An 18545-nucleotide genomic window follows, 5' to 3' on the forward strand; every position below is an offset into this window, starting at 1 on the left:
TTGATATGGCTGCGCAATTAGCTGTATTACAAATGAACTCCTCTGATGTGGTTGAGGATAACCTCATTCAAGCTGAAAAGCTGATTCAGCAAGCGGCCTTTCGTGGTGCCAAAGTGATTGTACTACCTGAATGTTTTGCCAGTTATGCAGGGAAAAATACCTTGCAAATTGCTAAACAGGAAAGTGATAGCAATGGCCAGATTCGTCAATTATTAGCCAGGTTGGCAGCACAGCATAAAGTATGGTTGATTGGGGGGTCGATTCCCTTTTTACCAAAAGAAAACAGTGCAGATCGCCGGGCTTTTTCTGCCTGCTTTGTTTATAACGATAAAGGTAAAGAGCTAGGACATTACAGTAAAATTCACCTATTTGATGTCACTGTGTCTGACAGTAAAGGCCAATATCAAGAGTCGAAGGAGTATATGTCGGGCAGCCACTTGTTAATTGTAGATACGCCGATCGGCCGATTAGCACCATTGATTTGCTATGACTTGCGATTTCCTGAGCTATTTCGAGTACTGATTAATTATGGCGTTGAGATTATTTGTTTGCCTTCCGCCTTTACTGGGGTGACAGGGGCTGCCCATTGGGATGTGTTAATGCGAGCCCGTGCTATTGAAAATTTTTGTTATATGGCAGGGGCTGATCAAGCTGGTGTGCATGCTGATGGTCGTGAAACCTATGGCCACTCTATGGTAGTAGACCCATGGGGTAAGGTAATTGCTGCTGCGGAAACTGATCAGCCAGAAGTAATAATGGCTGAGATTGATTTGAATCGGCTTCATCAACTACGTGGGCGAATGCCCAGCTTAAAACACCGACAAGATCAGCTGTTGCGAAACATCAAGGTTTATCACTATTCTTAAAGGAGGAGCATGCGCGAAATAGCTTCCATTAAAATAGAAAAATCAGTAAGTTACTGCGTGCACTGTTCTTTACCATTAAAAAAACAGGCTACTTATGTCGGATATACTTAAATCAGTTAAACAGCAGCTCCTCACGCCTGGTGAGCTAACCGAAGCGAAGATTCAGCAAGTATTAAATGGCATGTTGGGTCATACCATTGATGCCGCTGACTTATATTTTCAGCACACCAATCATGAATCCTGGGTGCTAGATGATGGTATTGTTAGAGAGGGCAGCTACAACGTTGATTGTGGCGTTGGGGTAAGGGCTATCAGTGGTGAGAAAACCGGATTTTCATACTCCAATGAAATTATTTTACCTGCTTTGGAGCAAGCTGCATTTGCTGCCAGAAGTATCGCCAAGCAAGGGCAGAATAAACAGTTACAAGCTTGGCATAGAAGCCAACCGTTGGATTTGTATCAGCCTCTCAACCCCTTATCTACTTTGGTGCAAGAAGACAAAGTAGCGTTATTACAAACACTTGATAAGCAAGCCAGAGCAATGGACCCTCGGATTAAGCAGGTAACGGTTAGCCTGGCGGGTGTTTATGAAACTATTTTGGTTGCAGCCAGTGATGGCACCTTTACTGCGGATGTACGCCCTTTAATTCGATTAAATGTTAGTGTAATTGCTGAGCAAAATGGTCGCTTGGAGCGGGGATTTGCTGGTGGTGGTGGGCGAACCAGTTATCAGTATTTTCTTGAGGATGACCGAGCTAAGGGCTATGTCGAGGAAGCTGTTCGTCAGGCCTTGGTTAATTTGGATGCTGTGCCAGCTCCTGCGGGTGCGATGCCAGTGGTGCTTGGACCAGGCTGGTCTGGAGTGTTGTTGCATGAGGCTGTTGGTCATGGTCTAGAAGGGGATTTTAATCGTAAAGGTAGCTCTGCCTTTTCTGGCCGGATCGGTGAAAGGGTGGCCTCACCTTTGTGCACTGTAGTTGATGATGGTACGTTGGCTGGTCGTCGTGGTTCATTAAATATAGATGATGAAGGGACCACCACCGAATGCACTGTATTAATTGAGAATGGTGTTTTAAAAGGCTATATGCAAGATAAGCTTAATGCCCGACTAATGGGGCATAAAGCAACAGGTAATGGCCGACGGGAGTCTTATTCTCACTTACCCATGCCTCGTATGACCAATACCTATATGTTGGCGGGTGAACATGACCCGGAAGAAATTATTGCTTCTGTCGATAGAGGCATTTATGCAGCCAATTTAGGCGGCGGTCAAGTTGATATTACTTCTGGTAAGTTTGTGTTCTCGACCAGTGAAGCTTATCTGATCGAGAAGGGAAAAATTACTAAACCAGTAAAAGGCGCTACCTTAATTGGCAACGGTCCAGATGTGATGAATAAAGTATCTATGGTGGGCAATGATTTAAAATTGGATAGTGGAATCGGTGTTTGTGGAAAAGAAGGCCAGTCGGTGCCGGTTGGTGTTGGCCAGCCTACTGTTAAGATAGAAGAGATCACGGTAGGCGGAACTGGCGAGTAAGATATCCCCAAGGAAGCGGCCCTTTGCTCTTAACTCTTTGTTGGGAAAAATCTTCCGATGCTCATTTACCAGCAAGTAAACTGCGCTTCGGGTATTTTCCCCTTATCGATTTAAGAGCAAATTGCTCGCTTCTTATTCAGGCATATCCGAAGAATTTAGAGAGTACTAGAAAGCAGTTCCCCCTTTTTCAAAGGAGGAGGCTGGGTAGCGCCATACTTCTAATTTTCTACCTTATATGATATGCCCCTCTATATTTATTTACTTCGAGTGGTCAGGGCTAAAGCAAGCTTCTTCTGCTAGATCTCGAATGTAACGAAACAGTTTTCGTGAGCTGGCAGGTGGCTTATTTTGCTGCTGCTCTTTTTGGGCGTTGCGAATCAACTGTCGTAAGTGCTGTCGATCAGCTGCTGGATAGGCTTCCACAAACTCGGCAAGTGCTGTATTACCTTCAGTTAACAGCCGATCACGCCAGCGCTCCATTAAATGAAACAGGCGGTTATATTCATCACTTGCGGTATCAAAGTGGTCTAAAACATTTTGGATAGTTTCCAGGTCTTGATCTCGCATCAACTTGCCAATAAATTGAAAATGGCGTTTACGAGCATTAAAACTGGTGATTCGCTTGCTTTCTTCTAATGCTTCTCTCAACCTTGGGGTTAGCGGGAGTCGTTCAAATACTTTCGCAGGCAACGTTAATAGGCGCTCGCCCATGGCCTGTAAAGCATGCATGTCTTTTTTGACTTGAGTTTTACTTTTATACTCAAGTTCATCATCTTCGAACTGCTCGTTGTCACTCATAATCGTTGCTAGTCTGTACAGCTGATATCACTAAACAGCAATTGTAGCGCTAAAAACACCGTTAATGTAGAGCTAAACTTTGATTACAACAATTTATGGCTGTTTAGCGTCAGTAGATATCTTGGTAAGCATTGAGGGGCAAGCTACAATACACTAAACAAGAATGCCCTTCATACCGGGCGAAAAATACGTTTAATGATAAAAGCTAATAATTTATGACTTTACAACGTGATAATCAGTCGCTTAATCCAAAAGTAGAAGAACAACACCTAGAAACATTAGTGTCAGATATTTTGGCCGAAGCCAAACAGCAGGGCGCGACTGCTGCCGAAGTGGGGGTGAGCTTAGATACCGGATTGTCAGCCAGCATTCGCAAAGGAGAAGTTGATACGGTTGAGTTTAATTGTGATCGAGGGTTTGGTATAACCGTTTATCTTGATCAATGTAAAGGCTCTGCCAGTACGTCTGATAGTTCAGCTAAAGCCATTAAAGACACTGTTACAGCAGCGCTAAATATTGCTAAATACACCTCCGAAGATCAGTATGCAGGATTGGCAGCTGTAGAATTAATGGCAAAGGAAATTCCCGACTTGGATTTATATCACCCTTGGGGAATCAATGCTGAAGAAGCGATAACAATTGCTAAAGAAGCAGAAGCCGCCGCCTTCAAAGTCAGCAATAAAATAACCAATTCTGAAGGTGCATCGGTATCTAGTCACCAAGGCTGTCGGGTATATGGCAACAGCCATGGCTTCATCGGTGGTTATGTTTCATCAAGACACAGTATTAGTTGTGTTTTGATTGCCCAAGAAAAAGAAGAAATGCAGCGTGATTACTGGTACACGGTTAACCGTGATGCCCATTGGTTAGAATCAGCAGCAGATGTGGGCAAAAAAGCAGCTGAGCGAACATTAAAACGATTAGGTGCCAAAAAAGTACCAACCACAACAGTACCAGTATTATTTTCAGCAGAATTAGCAGGTAGTTTGTTATCTCACCTCACCGGTGCCATCAGTGGCTCTAGTTTATATCGACAGTCTTCATTTTTGCTAGACCATTTAGGTAAGCAAATTTTTCCAGATTATATTCATATCCATGAGCAACCCCATATACTGAAAGCGATTGGTAGTGCTGCATTTGATAATGATGGCTTAGCAACTTATGCCAAAGATTTTGTGAGGGATGGTATTTTGGCCAGCTATATGTTGGGCACTTACTCTGCTAGACGCCTTAAAATGCAAAGCACTGCTAATGCAGGTGGGGTACATAATTTAATTGTTGACCCAACGGAGCCCTCCTTAGACTTATTATCGTTGGTGAAAAAAATGGATAAAGGGCTGCTAGTTACAGAGTTAATGGGGCAGGGAGTAAATATTGTAACAGGTGATTATTCTCGTGGTGCCGCAGGTTTCTGGGTAGAAAATGGCGAAATTCAATATCCAGTTTCAGAAGTTACGATTGCCGGTAATTTGAAAGATATGTTTAGTAAGATAGTTGCTGTAGGCAATGATGTAGACTACCGAGGTAATATCCGTACGGGCTCTATTTTAATTGAGAGTATGACGGTAGCCGGGCACTGAAAATACACGCTTCGTGATTGCTTTCTAGGTTTTGTTATCTTCGTTAAAAACTAGGGGGGAGGTGAATACAAGTTTATACATGGTGGTATGGACGCAACCAATTAGAGCAATGCAGGAGCAATTGCCGAGGAGAAATAAACTGTATTCACCCCAGTATAAGCACCTGGGGCAAGTCTGGTATAGCAAGGCTTGCGGCAGCTACCTTAACTTACATAAAAGTGCTATTGGTATTCATTACTCGATGGCCTCGCCTATAAAACCTTTACTTTGGGTATATGTATTTCGAGATATATCATAAATGATGGATTATTTGTGAAGAGTTGTGCACTGCTGTTCAAGGGTGTTATTTATAAAACAAGGGTAGTATTGCCTCAGGGTTGCCAAGTCTTCTGAGCTGGTATAACCTGATTCAAGCAGCCGCTGGTAATGTTTAGTGGGCTTTACTTTTTTTAGAAGTTGACTCAATCGGCTAATAACTTTTGCTCCCCAGTTATTTTTAGTGCAAGCAATATAGCCATAAAATACTTCGGGTACTTCTTCAATTCTAATCTTGGTTAAAGAGCTCGCCTGCTTGTTATTTTGGGTAAAATAGTTAACAACGATAGGGTATTCTATTATGTAGTCTATTCGACCATGAGAAAGCATATATAATAAGCTGGATGCACTGGTTGCATAAGTACTAACATTTTTATTATTACCTTTGATTAGCTCATCAATGATTATCCCGTAGGAACGCTTCATTTCAATCCCGCCATGAAATCGATCATCTGCCAAAAGGGAGTGAATCGATTTCATAGTGGGGGTTCCTAATAATTGAGCTGTCGAATGGTTGGTGATTATTTCATTATTGAGAACTATAGAAATAGGTTCAGAAAAGTAAGCAATTTTCTCCCGCTCTGGATTTTTAATTGATAAAGCATTGCAATAACTTTGCCCTTTCTGAACTGCTAACCAAAACCGAGCCCAGTTCATATTAACTGGAATGTGTTCATATTCGGATAACTCTTTTTCGGCTATATCGAGTACTCTGTTAGCAAAACCCTGCCCTTTATTTTTTCCTTCGAGAATCATCCATGGTGGCCAGTGAATGATTTGCCAATGTATTTTTTCTCTGGCATTTAGAGTAGTGCAAGATAAGTAACACAAAAAGAAAATAACTAAACAAAAAATCTTTTTCATAAAGGTTGGGTAATATGCTAACTCCAACGTACTTATATTTTTAAGTAAACTAATAACTATTTCTAATTTAGTTATTGTGTTTAAAATTATCTGTTAGCTATTTTAATATAACTAATTTTTAACATATAGATTATACAAGATGTCTTGTCAAAGATATATTGTATAATGGCTAAAAATCGTAGTGAGAGTTCCTGTAAGCTGTTGGAGCAGCGAGTTAGTATTTTGGGGTAGTTTTTTATACCTCTTAAGCTATTGATAATACCAGTTCAGTTGATGGAGATAAATATGTCAAAACTAACCCCAGAAATGACAGATCAAATTATAAACTCTTTAAAGGAAATTGAGCGCAAAGAGCAACAACCTGGTAAAAAGATAGAACTGAATAACGGTGGGAATAATGCACCTACTTGGAAAATTTCATGGGAGACAAGTCAAGATAAACAATAAATAACGAAGCTCAGGGCATGTTCCTGAGCTTTTATAAAAATTTTATAGGCTAAAACTATCCAAATACAGGTGGGTAAATGGACTTTCAGTTAAATCAACAGGTTTGTGATGGTGTTGAGTCATTAATAAATGATTATGCTAAAATTTCCTTAGATGACTTGGTTATAATGGCATATACGGAAGACAGTGCAGAGTCTGTTGCTTTGTTAAGTGAGTCTTTAAAACTTAAAAAAGTACAGCATCATTTTATTATGATAAATCCATTGAGTGATGAGGAGTTTTTATATGAACTCACTTGTTTGCTACCTAATGCAGCTGCACTAAAAGGAGATATTGTATTTTTAACATTTGAAAAAAATACAATGTCTCATAATAACGTATTTAGAAAAATATTAATGAACTGCAATGAAAAACAGTGTCGTGTAATAAGGGTAATAAGTGCTGGTTATGAATTTTTTGCTCAGTCACTAGCTGTTAAGCCAGAAGTGCTCTCTAAGCGAAATACAGCGATACTTGAAAAGCTAATGAAAGCGAAAGACTTAATTATTACAACCAAGAGTGGGACTAATTTAACGGTAGTATTAGATAACAATAGATATCGATGGATAAGTAATAGAGGTATAATAAAAGACAGTAGTTTTATGATGTTGCCTGCCGGAGAAGTCGCTACATTTCCAGCTAATATTAACGGTACTTTAGTAGCTGAATTTGCATTTAATGTAAATATAATTACTGATGTGGATGCAAGGCTAGTAAATAGCCCTGTAACAGTTAAAATTGTCAATGGTAGAGCTGTTGACTTTCAATGTAATAATAAGGATGTAGTTGAAATAGTTAACCACTGCTTCGGTAATAAAAATGGTAAAGTTGTAGGTGAGCTAGGTTTTGGTACAAATATTGGTATAAAGCGAGCTATTCCTCTTAATTCCCATATAAATGAAAGAGTACCCGGTATTCACCTAGGATTTGGGGATCATAATCAACTTCCTGAAACTGCAAATTATAAATGCTCTTCTCATCTAGATCTGATTTGTGAGGGAGGTACAATTTGGGTAGATAGTGAACTTGTTCCAATTGATTTACAAGAAATAAAACCTTCAGTAAATGCTCATCCAGAAAATTTATATGCTGAAGATCTAAAGTCACCCGTCGATCAGCAAGATATGGAACTAGATGACTGCTGTGGTTTAACAAAAAACTAGAAAGCTTATGTAAACCTTCTTTTAGTTGTATGCCTTTTTACATTATTAAGTAGATTTAGTTTGCTATGACTAAACTAATAGGGTTTGCTTTTATTGTATTATCACAAACCCTACATTTTCAAGATAACGTATATCCAATGAGAATGGTATATATGCTGGATATTTGGAGTTACTGTATAAAATTAAATTTTTGCTTCACACTCCTTTAAGCTTTTTTTAGCTTGAATATGCTTAGGATAGAGTTTTAAAAATTGATTAAAGGCATCACAAGCTTCATTATACCACTGTAAGTCTTTATAGATATTACCAAGATTAAATAGTGCGCTGGGAAAATCACTGCCTAATTCTAATACCCTTTTATAAGCGTCAATTGCCTGTTGATAATCTCCATCATTCACATGTAACCAGCCAAGGTTATACCAAGCTCCCTGGCTATCAGGGGCAATCTGAATGCAACGATCAATCAGTTTTCTAGCCATAGTAAAATTGCCCAAATGACCTGATGCAGCTGAGAGTTGCAGCAGTTCTTCGATTCGCCAGTCGGGTAAAGAGTCAAACATTGACTCTGTTATTGGGTGCTTTGCTTTGTTAGCGTATTCAGGTAACTCATTAACAATCACATTAACAAAATTCATATAACTACAGTCACATATTAAAGCGACTCGAAAGTAGATAATATCTCCTTTATTTCTTTCTGGACCGCAGTCCCCATTAATAATATGTCCTTTTCGCCCACAGGATAAGCAAGGATGAATAGTATGGACTTTATTCCTTTCTTGGTTATTTTGTGGACGGTAAGCGTATTTAAGAGAGAGGCCTGGACGTTTGGATGGATTCAATTGCCGGGATGATAACTCTACAACTTTAGCCATAACATTACTACCACTTACATCAATAAGTCACAACATTTAAATAAAAATTTAACTTCATCGCAGACTTGGAAAAAGTAGCCCTAATTGTATTCTAGTTTAAAGTAAGGTGTTTTAGGTGAGGAAATAACAATAAATATAAGTGATATAAATGTAATAGAGTTATGACGGCCATTTAAACTTATGTGAAAAAGCTGCTAGTGTTAGCTAGCAGCTGGCTAAGAAGATAAAGCTAAAATATTATCCGGCTTCTACTAAAGTAGCAGCTGGTTTAATTACGCAGGTAACGCTAATACCCATATGAGTTTTGTAGTCTAAAGACAATTTTTGTTTAATATTGAGACGCCAGATAGTAAGCGCTACATCAGTCTCAGAGCTAACTTGGAAGTCTGCAGTAATATTAACTTCAAACTTATACTCAGCAATTGTCATTGGGTCTGTGCCAGTTGACATAGCAGCTTGAGCAGTTCTAGCGGCACCAGCGAAAGCAACGATATATTTTGAAAGTTCAGCAGCATTAGCCATTTTATACTCTCCTTGATTAAAGAAATATAATTTATAAGTTCCTTCCTAACATGCATTGAAAGGTATAGCAAAGTAGGTGTGGTATAGCTTGTTAAAATTTATACTATTTTATAATCGGTCAACTATTTATTTATCAGTAAACTGTATTTGTAAAACAAAAGATGTTTTGCTAAGACACCAAGCTATAATAAATATACTTGTTAACTTTATTATGCGATTTGTATTGTGAAATAAAAAATAAATATCATGTAAGTAGGATGTAAATTAATTTTTCATAAATATGAAATAAAAGGTGTTTTTGGAGAATAACATGGATAAGACTAAAAGCCCTGAAGGTGGAGCGCAGGGTGATAACGAAGTACAACGAGAGCTTCATGAGTTGCTATTTGCAATTTATAACACATTAAAAAGTGCTAATAACCTGATGGAAAAATCAGGTAGTAATTACCATTACAATTTAGACAGGGTTGAAATTGAGTTGCCTATTCGGATGGAATATGGCCCGCCAGAAAGACCAAAAGCTAAGTCGGACACTGGTCATAGTGACAGTGATGGGGATGGTATAATAGAACCACACCCAGGGCTTAAAGTGAGGCTGCCAAATAAGAAAGATATTAGTGAAAAAATGAATGATGACATGTTAGTAGAGAAGAAACTAGATGCTGAATTTGGTAGGCTCAAAGTGTTGTTTAGTCGGGATAGAGTATTAATGAGTGAATAACTATTTTTAGGTATTTCCTTTATTATACCTACCATGAAGCATTTTTAGATCTAATACTCATTTGCGAAGAGTATAATGTAAAAAGGAATAAAGAATGACTAGTAAAGAAAATGATAAAAGTCAAAATGTAGTAGCTACGGCTTTCAAGGGATTATCGCTGTATCATGGGTTTCGACCAACAACAAATATTGAAAAAGAAGAGTCAACAGCTAACCACCTTTGTATAGCCTGTGAAAAAAAAGGTCAATATATAACCGGCGATATAGGGCCAAAACGGACGTGTGGAGAACTGCTGTATTATAAAGCAGCCTTACGCTGTCGCTGTGGTTTTATGAATTATGTTTATGTCATTATTAATGATCTTAAAGAGCAACAAAAAAAAGCTGTACTTTCAAGTGATGAGGCAATAGCTAAAGCTCTGGCTGAGGATGTTTTACCTCAGTGGGAAACAGAAGAATTATTGCAGCGAGCCTCTGCAGCTGCTCATAATAAAAACTTTAAACTCTCTAGAGCAATGGTGGATAAATGTTTGGAAATTACGCCAAAACATCCAGCCGCTTGGTATAACTTAGGTTGGTTAGCAACCAATGATGGGAACTACCCCGCGGCAATTGAAGCTTATCAAAAAGCACAGGAATTAAGTAATGACTTCCCTAGTGCAGCACTTAACTTGGGGCATATATATCAAGAATTAGGCAAATATCAAGATGCCATCGACGCATTCACACAATTCTTAGATAAATACCCAAAACATGCAGTCGCTAGCCGTTGTGTCAGGGAGTGTAAGAAAAAGATGGGGGAGTGATTTTTTAATCCCTTCATATTGATTTAAGATTATGAAGGGAGACTCTTTCTAAATTACCCTGCTTTAAACTGTCGTGGGTTTAAATGCATATTACATAAGCCATTAGTTATTCTCTCCACAAGTGTAGGATTCATGATATGGGTAATAATGAATTGCTATAGGAGCATTCTCGCTCCAATAATTCGTACCGCCTGGGTGGTATTCTGTATAGGCATTTTTTTATAGAGTCTTCAGCGAAAGAAAATTCACCGACTAAGTCTAATTTATCTTCCATATTTTTTTAAATGAGTTCCAATCTGAAAGATGAGTCTTATTGCAGTATTCACACAAGCCGGTATGTTTCTCTTTGTCAAGTATTTCTATGAAATTTTCAAAATTAATTTTATTTAATTTCATGCAATTACTTTTGAATTTTGTTTTTTGGATAGACTAATGGAATAACTCGTCGTCCTTGATAAGTGTCCGGGCTTTTTTTAAATTTTTCAATAAGCGTTTTTACAGACTCTTTATTATTGTTTGATTCGGTTATTTCTTGGTCATTTAGCTTTACACAGATATCAATCTCTACTGGACCACCAGTAAAAAATGTTAGATACCAACTGCTGTCCTTTTCTACTACTAGATATGAATATGGCTGAGAATAAATAACTTTCATTGTTGTTTGCCTTTTACATTCTTCACTGCATCATTGATACTAAGTTCTTTAAAACTACCTCTGGAATTGCATTTATGACTGCTTCATCGTGGTCAGTAGATAATTTCCCTCTGAAAGTTACGATATATTAGCATCTTCTTCTCTGTCAGCGAAAATTCTGAGATTGAAAGCTATTTTCAACCCCTATTAAGGAGTCCATAGCTCTTATATTGGGCACGCCACATCGTTTGATCTTAGCATCTTTTATAGGAGAAGGCTGTTTTTTGGAGTTACAGTTTGGAAATGTTTTGTTTGAGTAGATGGCATAGCTAATTGAGTAAGATATTCTAAGTTTTTTAGTCTTTGTACTTCAATCAAGGCATATTCTTCATTACACTTAAGGTAAGTGAGCGTGGGATAACTAATCATGTTGAAGAAATATACATTACTTCCTTGGCTTTCTCTTACCATCGTACTGAGTACTGGGTGTAATGCAGAAAGTGACGATGTCACTCAAAATGAAGATGTTAAAAAGCTGATTAAGCATACCTTAGACAATATGGTGTTTGTTAAAGGTGGTTCCTTTATGATGGGGGATTTTGGGATAATACAAAATGGCCAACGTCTAAGGGTTACGCGCTACAAAGATGATGATTACGTTCATAAAGTAACCCTGGATAGTTTTTATATGTATAAATATGAAGTGAATAACTGGGAGATAAACATATTTAAAAAATATAACCCGATTGATTGGGAGCTGCCAAAGTACAATAAAGCAGAAGCAGCTGATGATATGCCTGCAATGCGCTTATTATGGAAAGAGGCTAAAGCCTACTGTGACTGGTTGGGCAAACTTACGGAATTACCCTTTGACTTACCCACTGAGGCACAATGGGAGTATGCAGCAAGGAATGGAGGTAAAGAACACCCTTATTCCACTGCAACAGGATTCTTTGATAAAACTGGCAAGTTACACCCACCATTGAAAATGCATGGCTCGGATACAGGGAGCTCAAAAACCAGATTGTATGTAAATGAAAAGTACCCGCCTAATCAGCTAGGTTTATATAACATGATGGGTAATGTCAGTGAATGGGTCAAAGATATTTATGCAGTAGATTATTATGAGTACTCACCAGAACATAACCCGCAAGGACCTGAGTCTGGAGATAAACATGTCCGCCGAGGAGGGGGGGCTGGCTTTGAATTATCAAATGTTACTATTACACGTGGAGCACAGGGGGATAATGAGCCAGGTCTTTTAGACCCTAATAAACCCGCTAGAGGTGGTGTAGGTGTACGCTGCGTAGTGAATCAGTCTAATCCTCTTCAGTAAAAGTACGTTAGTTGCTAATATAGTTTTTAGTTTTATTTACTTGGCTCACTAGCTTCTCATTAAACAAACAGCATCATTTGCCCTTTATACTTAACTACAGCAGTTTTTAAAGAATAGACACCATCAAAATGCTTTTCTGTAGTGCTTACTAGTGGTATAAGATCGTCTCAATCAATAGATACTAATAGTACCTTTTATAAAAAAATTGTAGACTCGTGAATTTAAGCTAAAGTTGATGGTACTTTTCAAGTACTTATTTTACCATTATAATTCTTTCTTAAATAAGTTTGCAATTGTATTTGACTAAATTATGAATAAATCTGGTATTACATTCGGCATTATATTTGTGGTTATTGGTTTAGTCTGCTTAGGTCTTGGTTATTTCATGTACTCTAAAATAACTTGGCTTTATTTTGAAGGTAATGAAGCATCAGGGACCGTAGTTGGTTATAGTATTGATCATAAGTGGCGGTACCAAGAGCAGGACATTTCATACCCTGTAGTAGAATTTGTTACAGATCGATCTATCAAGTTAAACGCAGTAGTTAGGATCGGGTTTGCAGAGCCAAATTATAGTGTAGGGGAAAAAGTAACTGTTTATTACAATCCTCTCAATCCTCATGATGTTCTATCTTTTTCTTTTGTTCATTTTTTTATCCCATTAATATTATTGATTGGTGTTGGCTTGCTATTTTTTTTATTTGGAGCTACCGGTCTTATTGCTCTAGCTCGAGGTAAAGATACATTATTAGCAAATTCCAAGAAAGGAAAAGTCGATAAATTTTAAATAAATAGTTTATATTCACCGTTGGTAAATATAACATTAATACTATCTTTGTAATAAGTGTTGATTTTGCTTTTTTTTGAAATAACACCTTTTTCCTTTGGTAGTAAATGTGGTGCAAGACTGGGAATTGCTTCAGCAATCCTATCTGTTTCTGGTCGTTTAGCATATAGGGCTTTATAGTGAGAATTTAAATAATCTAATATAAGGATCTGATCTATATTATAATTTTCATAGTAAAGTCCTCCTCGAGCAACTATCTTATTATTCCATATTCTAAAATAGTTTTTAATATATTTGTCTTTATTTTCACTGTAGGATAACTCGATTATACTTGCTTTTAAATCAAGTAACTTAGTTAAAACTGAGCTGTTAGCAAACTTTATTGAGTGTAGGTAAAAATTAGCAAACTCTATTATTTGATTATTATCACGAATAAAGTCTAGTTTATTAAGAAAAGGAGTAATGTCAGTTTTTGACCATTGAAATACTCCTTGCCAATAGAAAGCACGATAATCATTGCGATAAATATAATCTTCTTTTGTCAACTCAACAGCTGCTAAAGGCGTCTCAACACCACGCTCTCGTAGATTAAGACTAATTTCTTTATCAAAGCTAGTAGGGGCAAGGTCAGCATTGGAAAGATCGTCTACATCAATGTAAGGAAAAGCCAGGACTTCAATGTTATTTTTACCTGTAACAAGAAATTCATTAACGGGTGTTGAGCCAGCACCAATACCTTCATATGCTTTATTAAGTGCAGGTAACCCATTCAATCTTATTTCAACAAAACATCGGGGGAAATTGTAATCTAGGATTAACATTGTTATATTTTTCCTGATGAAAGTAATCTACTCTTTACAGAAGTTATTTATGCTGTTAAGTAAAATATATATTAAAGTTCTTTGTCTTACTATTAGCATCTAAAGTAGCAATTAACACTGATATAATAATTAGCATTAATAAATTTATTATCAGCATTACATTGGTATAGTTATATGCAATTAATACACCAGTTTGGTTTATTGTTCTCTTCATTCACTACTTGGCTTAGATCGTCTAGAGCTAGTTGTATTGTTATTGCTTGCATACTGCTTATTGCTTGTGACAATAGTTCACGCTCAGCACTTGCAGCAGATGTTGATGACGTCATTAAAAACATAGAGTCGAATATGATGTTTGTGAAGGGAGGAGCATTTATAATGGGAGATCAGGATGAAGAATATATTAAGGCTAATCCCAAAGCGTATTTAGACCGTTATGCTCATGAAGTGACACTGTCGGATTTTTATATCAGCAAGTATGAGGTTACTAAAAAAGAGTTTTATGTCTATGTAAAGGCATCAAAAGTTAAGCGAAAGGCAAGTGATGACTATAAAACTTTCGAGAAAATTACTTCAGATGATCACCCAATAAGCTCTGTTACCTGGCATGAAGCACTAGCTTTTTGCCATTGGATTGGTAGTCTAACTGGAAAAAAATATACATTGCCTACTGAAGCTCAGTGGGAATATGCGGCGCGTTCTAGAGGAAAAGCAGTAGAATATGCAACTAATAATGGTAAGCTACAACTTGGTATAAATATAGAAAATAGATTTCAAGGGGTTTCTCATAAAGTAAATAAGTATCAACCAAACGAATTGGGTATTTATAATATGCAAGGCAATGTTGCAGAATGGACAAAGGATTTTTACAATAAAAATTACTTTAAAAACTCACCATCTAATGATCCTCAAGGAGCCATATTAAATAAACAACAGCATAGAGTTGTTAGGGGCTCAAGCTTTGATGAGAAATCTCAGTTACTTTATTATAGAAATTCATATCCTCAAACAAAATCAACAATAGGTATAGGCTTTCGTTGTGTAATTAATACTTAATAATATTCATTAATTAATACTGTTGTTGACTGCAACTGCGGGACTAACATATTTATCAAGAATTTCCTGAAATGATGTGCTTTCGAGGAAAAATTCAAAGTCAGATGCTTCTATGAATTTAATGAAAATTCCATGAACAGACTGTTTAGTCAGTATTTCATCAAATTCTTGAACTAAAGCCTCCATCGCTTTAGCATCACGCTTAATATCATTGCGTTGCATTATTTTTATTGAAATTTTATTAGCAATAGTTTCTATAGGATATATATAGCCGCTTTTTGAATTTTTAATTCTAATATCTTGATAGTGGTGAAATGCTTCAACCAACATAGCTTCAAGCTCTGATTTCTCTACAAATCCTTTACTTGGATCGTATTTATTAATAGTATCACTATCATCAGGCCATTTACCTAAACTAAACTGATTGCCCTTAAATATTACGTATTTTTCTCCTTCAGATCCACTGGGCTGTACTCCATCATCTTCTCCTTGTTTGGTACCAAGCTTAACGCTCCAGCTGAGTTCTGTATCTTTTACCTCTAAAAACATTTCTGCTTCAAATTTACCTTTAGGTTCTCGATAAATTTTAACGTCTCCTACTAACTCCATAGCTGTTTCAATGCTTAGTTTAACTTCTAGAAAATCACTGGCCTTTGCCTCTACATACACTCCTGGTTTTGCACCAACTTTGAATTCAGCTGCAATGAATTTTTCCTTGGTGGTTTGGCCTATTTTATCTGTATGGTTAATTTTTATATTACTATAAACTTCTAGCTTAAAGTATAACCTGGCATAAATGCTTTCTGTTGCTTGGATACCAATCCCAAGTTCACAACTGATGCTTGCAATTAAAATATCTACATTGCAACTAAATAAGCTATATACTTGATTAGTCTTTGGGTCCTCAACATTTTTCCATTCAACCTCTAAAGTGCCTTCAAAAAACTTTACTTCCCACTTTAAATGCCATCCGTAGGAAAAAGAAGACCTTAGATCTGCGAAAAGTCGCCCTAACTCGCTTATTTGGTCACCTATTTTAATAACAGGTTTTATCCAACCAAGGCCGTTAAACTCTAATTTTTTATTATTGCACTTAAGCTCTACGCCAAATTTAGCTTTCTCCTGGATTGGAGTACCACCAGTGTCATCCTCTGCCACCTGTATTCCTACTACCCCTGTATCTGTATTAGTGACTAGATCGGTATTGGTTCGAGAGACTTCACGACCAAAGTTGGTGGTTCTTTCTCGACGCAATTGAACAGTTGGGGTACCGTCCATATTCAAATGATGCCTTCCTACTGATCGTCCACCCCATTTAGGAAATTTGATATTTAGTGACCATACATCAGGTGCATAAGCGACTATGGGGATTGTCCCACCACATACTGTATTTAATTGATAAGTTTTGGGTTTATGGTTCATATAATCTATTAAGTACGAAAACCCTTTAATAGGTACTAGTGGGTCTTCTTCAGGATAAGGAATTTCTACTTCAAATACTTTCCCAGTATCATTATAATGTGTAGAAATAGTTTTATTATCTAAGTAGATTTTTTCTGGTGCATTGTTACCTTGAATAATGACTTTCAATGAATCTTTATGAAAATTCTCAAGTTGTTTAGCTCGAGTTGGAACGACTTCAAATGGTTCAATGGCTGTTGCTTCCATTGTATTACCAGTTTTGCTGAGAGTATTTGCCTTAATACGGTATTTTCGGTGTGCACAACTAAGCTCCACTGAACAAAAGCTAGTGCATGCTCCACATGAAGTATTTATATTCTGGTTATTATTTACTTGGGATTTTTTTGTTCTAGTACTTTTAATTATTTCGGGGTGTGTATTTTTAATTTGCTTGTCTGATTCTGCAGTTTCTATTTTTGGACCTTTTGGTGTACTGGGTATTTTCTCTGGCTGAGAGTTAACCTTTTTTATTTTGGGATGAGGGCTGCTTGCTGATACTGAGTCAGTATCGAATTCTACTGCCTGTACTGGAATAATTACTTTGCTGCCAGCAGGTAGGGTAGTTGCATTGGCCAGATGTTGATTATAGTTTAAAATATCATCAACTGTCGTATCATATTTAGCAGCTATACTGCTTAAATCTTCACCATGACGTGTAGTGTGTAATTGCATTATTAAGAGTTCTTTTACTTATAATGAGGTTTTGTGTTATACATGAGACTCAACCAGTTGATTAAAATAATGATATAAAGTATTTCGATAGGTTGTATCCCTGTCGGAAAAATAACTAATTGCTAAATAATGTCTTTCTCGGTCAATCAACTGGTTTCCATAATATTGATACATCGCTTGCATTCCTTGATATGCTTGTTCTCGGTAAGGTAGTAACTCTTGATAAGCTTGCATAAAAATGAGCCGAAGATTACTATCGGAATCATTGAATGGATCTATAGCACGACGATTTATTTTTGTGTATTGATAAATTTTATCATACGCCAAACACCGCATGGGGTTAATTGGGTAGTTAGGATGCTCATAAACCAATGCAGCGTAGTTTTCCAGATAATTGATTTTTTCTTGTGCTGAAAGTTGTTCATTAAGTAGTAAGTTATTTTCCATTTGAGCAAAGGTTTCGTCCGGGAGATGCTCTCCAAATTCAGTCATAACCTGAATAAGCTTAATGACCTGTTCTGTGTTGAAAATTTGATAAGATTCTGCTTTTTTTAGCCAATATTTTATTAATGCGATTAATTGAGTTTCGCTGGTTAAAGCAAAGTTTTTATTTTCCTGAACTAACCGGATAAAGATGGTTTTTACCACTTTTTTATGGTGGATAGTTTGTAAATGCTGCCACTGCTTATCACTCAAATTATACCAAGGCCTTTCCTCTGGTATTTGACCATTCCATGCTTCTGTATTGTGCCAAATATGCCAGCCATCAATTTCAGTGCCTGCTGAATCTAATGTAAGTATTTGTTCTATGGGGCCTAACAACTGGCTTTTCTCTAATTCACTGCTACCCGCCATCAGTTGCTTAAATACCCTTGAGCGGTAAGCAAAAAACAACACTTCTTTACCATTATCTGGTATTGTCGTATACAATAAGCTTTGCCAGTGGTTTACCAATGTTGATAGGGAATGTTGGCTAAATAGAATTACCCAGCTTTCTTCTTCAGTGGGTTCTTGTAATAAATAAGTTAAAAAGGGCGAGTTTGACTTAATTGCTACCAAACAAGGTGTTTTTTCCAAAACGGCTTCAAGTACGGTTTCTTTATAGATAGGGTAAAAGGTCGGGTTGCCCTCAGTGTCGTATAATTTTTCAAGAAGATTGTTAATGACTGCACCATCTGCCAATGCATAACAATGTTGCCCTGTACTTTGTTGTTGCTCAATGTACTGATGTATATTCATGATTATTTAA

18 protein-coding genes are annotated in these 18545 nt (G+C 37.1%); 10 read left to right on the forward strand and 8 right to left on the reverse strand.

The window, feature by feature from the left end; translation table 11 throughout:
• Positions 1-5: 5 nt before the first annotated feature.
• Complete coding sequence (locus G4Y78_RS07890; protein WP_163832509.1) at positions 6-866, forward strand: carbon-nitrogen hydrolase family protein; 861 nt, start codon at positions 6-8, stop codon at positions 864-866.
• A gap of 94 nt (positions 867-960) precedes the next feature.
• On the forward strand, positions 961-2403 hold the full coding sequence (gene tldD, locus G4Y78_RS07895) for a metalloprotease TldD (protein WP_163832510.1): 1443 nt from the start codon (positions 961-963) through the stop codon (positions 2401-2403).
• Between the two features lie 258 nt (positions 2404-2661).
• Here the strand turns inward: tldD and yjgA are convergent, their stop codons facing one another.
• Positions 2662-3201 (reverse strand): ribosome biogenesis factor YjgA, encoded by a 540-nt coding sequence (yjgA, locus tag G4Y78_RS07900; protein ID WP_163832511.1) that lies wholly within the window; start codon positions 3199-3201, stop codon positions 2662-2664.
• 215 nt (positions 3202-3416) lie between these two features.
• Between yjgA and pmbA the strand changes: the two genes are divergently transcribed.
• A complete protein-coding gene (gene pmbA, locus G4Y78_RS07905) occupies positions 3417-4781 on the forward strand; it encodes a metalloprotease PmbA (protein WP_163832512.1) in 1365 nt (454 codons plus the stop codon).
• A 306-nt stretch (positions 4782-5087) separates the two neighbouring features.
• On the opposite strand, the gene G4Y78_RS07910 is transcribed toward pmbA, so the two are convergent.
• The gene (locus tag G4Y78_RS07910; RefSeq protein WP_222937661.1) at positions 5088-5927 is read right to left on the reverse strand and encodes a TIGR02285 family protein; all 840 of its coding nucleotides are present in this window, start codon (positions 5925-5927) and stop codon (positions 5088-5090) included.
• Positions 5928-6245: 318 nt separating this feature from the next.
• Between G4Y78_RS07910 and G4Y78_RS07915 the strand changes: the two genes are divergently transcribed.
• Positions 6246-6407, forward strand: a complete 162-nt coding sequence (locus G4Y78_RS07915; protein ID WP_163832514.1) for a hypothetical protein — start codon at positions 6246-6248, stop codon at positions 6405-6407.
• Positions 6408-6484: 77 nt separating this feature from the next.
• On the forward strand, positions 6485-7609 hold the full coding sequence (locus G4Y78_RS07920; protein ID WP_163832515.1) for a M29 family metallopeptidase: 1125 nt from the start codon (positions 6485-6487) through the stop codon (positions 7607-7609).
• A gap of 182 nt (positions 7610-7791) precedes the next feature.
• On the opposite strand, the gene G4Y78_RS07925 is transcribed toward G4Y78_RS07920, so the two are convergent.
• Entirely contained in the window at positions 7792-8481 is a 690-nt protein-coding gene (locus G4Y78_RS07925; protein ID WP_163832516.1) for a tetratricopeptide repeat protein, read from the reverse strand.
• A gap of 237 nt (positions 8482-8718) precedes the next feature.
• Complete coding sequence (locus G4Y78_RS07930) at positions 8719-9003, reverse strand: hypothetical protein (RefSeq protein ID WP_163832517.1); 285 nt, start codon at positions 9001-9003, stop codon at positions 8719-8721.
• Between the two features lie 310 nt (positions 9004-9313).
• Here G4Y78_RS07930 and G4Y78_RS07935 point away from each other — a divergent pair, with 310 nt between their 5' ends.
• Both G4Y78_RS07935 and G4Y78_RS07940 read left to right on the forward strand, forming a co-directional pair.
• On the forward strand, positions 9314-9724 hold the full coding sequence (locus G4Y78_RS07935; RefSeq protein WP_163832518.1) for a hypothetical protein: 411 nt from the start codon (positions 9314-9316) through the stop codon (positions 9722-9724).
• A 94-nt stretch (positions 9725-9818) separates the two neighbouring features.
• Complete coding sequence (locus tag G4Y78_RS07940; protein WP_163832519.1) at positions 9819-10529, forward strand: tetratricopeptide repeat protein; 711 nt, start codon at positions 9819-9821, stop codon at positions 10527-10529.
• Positions 10530-10929: 400 nt separating this feature from the next.
• Here G4Y78_RS07940 and G4Y78_RS07945 read toward each other — a convergent pair whose 3' ends face one another.
• Entirely contained in the window at positions 10930-11184 is a 255-nt protein-coding gene (locus tag G4Y78_RS07945) for a hypothetical protein (RefSeq protein WP_163832520.1), read from the reverse strand.
• Between the two features lie 406 nt (positions 11185-11590).
• Here G4Y78_RS07945 and G4Y78_RS07950 point away from each other — a divergent pair, with 406 nt between their 5' ends.
• Together G4Y78_RS07950 and G4Y78_RS07955 are read left to right on the forward strand one after the other, a co-directional pair.
• Positions 11591-12499: a formylglycine-generating enzyme family protein gene (locus G4Y78_RS07950; RefSeq protein WP_163832521.1), complete on the forward strand. Its 909-nt coding sequence runs from the start codon at positions 11591-11593 to the stop codon at positions 12497-12499.
• Between the two features lie 310 nt (positions 12500-12809).
• A complete protein-coding gene (locus G4Y78_RS07955) occupies positions 12810-13286 on the forward strand; it encodes a DUF3592 domain-containing protein (protein WP_163832522.1) in 477 nt (158 codons plus the stop codon).
• Here G4Y78_RS07955 and G4Y78_RS07960 read toward each other — a convergent pair.
• Positions 13283-14107 carry a hypothetical protein gene (locus G4Y78_RS07960; RefSeq protein ID WP_163832523.1) on the reverse strand — a complete coding sequence of 275 codons (825 nt, stop codon included), beginning with the start codon at positions 14105-14107 and terminating at the stop codon, positions 13283-13285. The two genes, G4Y78_RS07955 and G4Y78_RS07960, sit on opposite strands and share 4 nt — an antisense overlap.
• 174 nt (positions 14108-14281) lie before the next feature.
• On the opposite strand from G4Y78_RS07960, the gene G4Y78_RS07965 reads away from it, so the two are divergent.
• A complete protein-coding gene (locus tag G4Y78_RS07965) occupies positions 14282-15163 on the forward strand; it encodes a formylglycine-generating enzyme family protein (protein WP_163832524.1) in 882 nt (293 codons plus the stop codon).
• A 9-nt stretch (positions 15164-15172) separates the two neighbouring features.
• On the opposite strand, the gene G4Y78_RS07970 is transcribed toward G4Y78_RS07965, so the two are convergent.
• Together G4Y78_RS07970 and G4Y78_RS07975 are read right to left on the reverse strand one after the other, a co-directional pair.
• Positions 15173-16831: a hypothetical protein gene (locus G4Y78_RS07970; RefSeq protein ID WP_230425714.1), complete on the reverse strand. Its 1659-nt coding sequence runs from the start codon at positions 16829-16831 to the stop codon at positions 15173-15175.
• Between the two features lie 501 nt (positions 16832-17332).
• Positions 17333-18535 (reverse strand): DUF4123 domain-containing protein, encoded by a 1203-nt coding sequence (locus tag G4Y78_RS07975; protein WP_163832526.1) that lies wholly within the window; start codon positions 18533-18535, stop codon positions 17333-17335.
• Positions 18536-18545 lie beyond the last annotated feature (10 nt).

It is taken from the genome of Spartinivicinus ruber (genome assembly GCF_011009015.1).
In the GTDB taxonomy this organism is placed as follows: Bacteria; Pseudomonadota; Gammaproteobacteria; order Pseudomonadales; family Zooshikellaceae; genus Spartinivicinus; species Spartinivicinus ruber.

Bases quoted from the DNA above. Each gene is read 5' to 3' on its own strand.
- G4Y78_RS07945 (WP_163832520.1), bottom strand. From the start codon at position 11,184: ATGAAAGTTATTTATTCTCAGCCATATTCATATCTAGTAGTAGAAAAG.
- G4Y78_RS07940 (WP_163832519.1), top strand. From the start codon at position 9,819: ATGACTAGTAAAGAAAATGATAAAAGTCAAAATGTAGTAGCTACGGCT.
- G4Y78_RS07965 (WP_163832524.1), top strand. From the start codon at position 14,282: ATGCAATTAATACACCAGTTTGGTTTATTGTTCTCTTCATTCACTACT.
- G4Y78_RS07920 (WP_163832515.1), top strand. From the start codon at position 6,485: ATGGACTTTCAGTTAAATCAACAGGTTTGTGATGGTGTTGAGTCATTA.
- G4Y78_RS07925 (WP_163832516.1), bottom strand. From the start codon at position 8,481: ATGGCTAAAGTTGTAGAGTTATCATCCCGGCAATTGAATCCATCCAAA.
- pmbA (WP_163832512.1), top strand. From the start codon at position 3,417: ATGACTTTACAACGTGATAATCAGTCGCTTAATCCAAAAGTAGAAGAA.
- G4Y78_RS07970 (WP_230425714.1), bottom strand. From the start codon at position 16,831: ATGGAAGCAACAGCCATTGAACCATTTGAAGTCGTTCCAACTCGAGCT.
- yjgA (WP_163832511.1), bottom strand. From the start codon at position 3,201: ATGAGTGACAACGAGCAGTTCGAAGATGATGAACTTGAGTATAAAAGT.
- G4Y78_RS07930 (WP_163832517.1), bottom strand. From the start codon at position 9,003: ATGGCTAATGCTGCTGAACTTTCAAAATATATCGTTGCTTTCGCTGGT.
- G4Y78_RS07915 (WP_163832514.1), top strand. From the start codon at position 6,246: ATGTCAAAACTAACCCCAGAAATGACAGATCAAATTATAAACTCTTTA.
- G4Y78_RS07950 (WP_163832521.1), top strand. From the start codon at position 11,591: ATGTTGAAGAAATATACATTACTTCCTTGGCTTTCTCTTACCATCGTA.
- tldD (WP_163832510.1), top strand. From the start codon at position 961: ATGTCGGATATACTTAAATCAGTTAAACAGCAGCTCCTCACGCCTGGT.
- G4Y78_RS07955 (WP_163832522.1), top strand. From the start codon at position 12,810: ATGAATAAATCTGGTATTACATTCGGCATTATATTTGTGGTTATTGGT.
- G4Y78_RS07975 (WP_163832526.1), bottom strand. From the start codon at position 18,535: ATGAATATACATCAGTACATTGAGCAACAACAAAGTACAGGGCAACAT.
- G4Y78_RS07960 (WP_163832523.1), bottom strand. From the start codon at position 14,107: ATGTTAATCCTAGATTACAATTTCCCCCGATGTTTTGTTGAAATAAGA.
- G4Y78_RS07935 (WP_163832518.1), top strand. From the start codon at position 9,314: ATGGATAAGACTAAAAGCCCTGAAGGTGGAGCGCAGGGTGATAACGAA.
- G4Y78_RS07890 (WP_163832509.1), top strand. From the start codon at position 6: ATGGCTGCGCAATTAGCTGTATTACAAATGAACTCCTCTGATGTGGTT.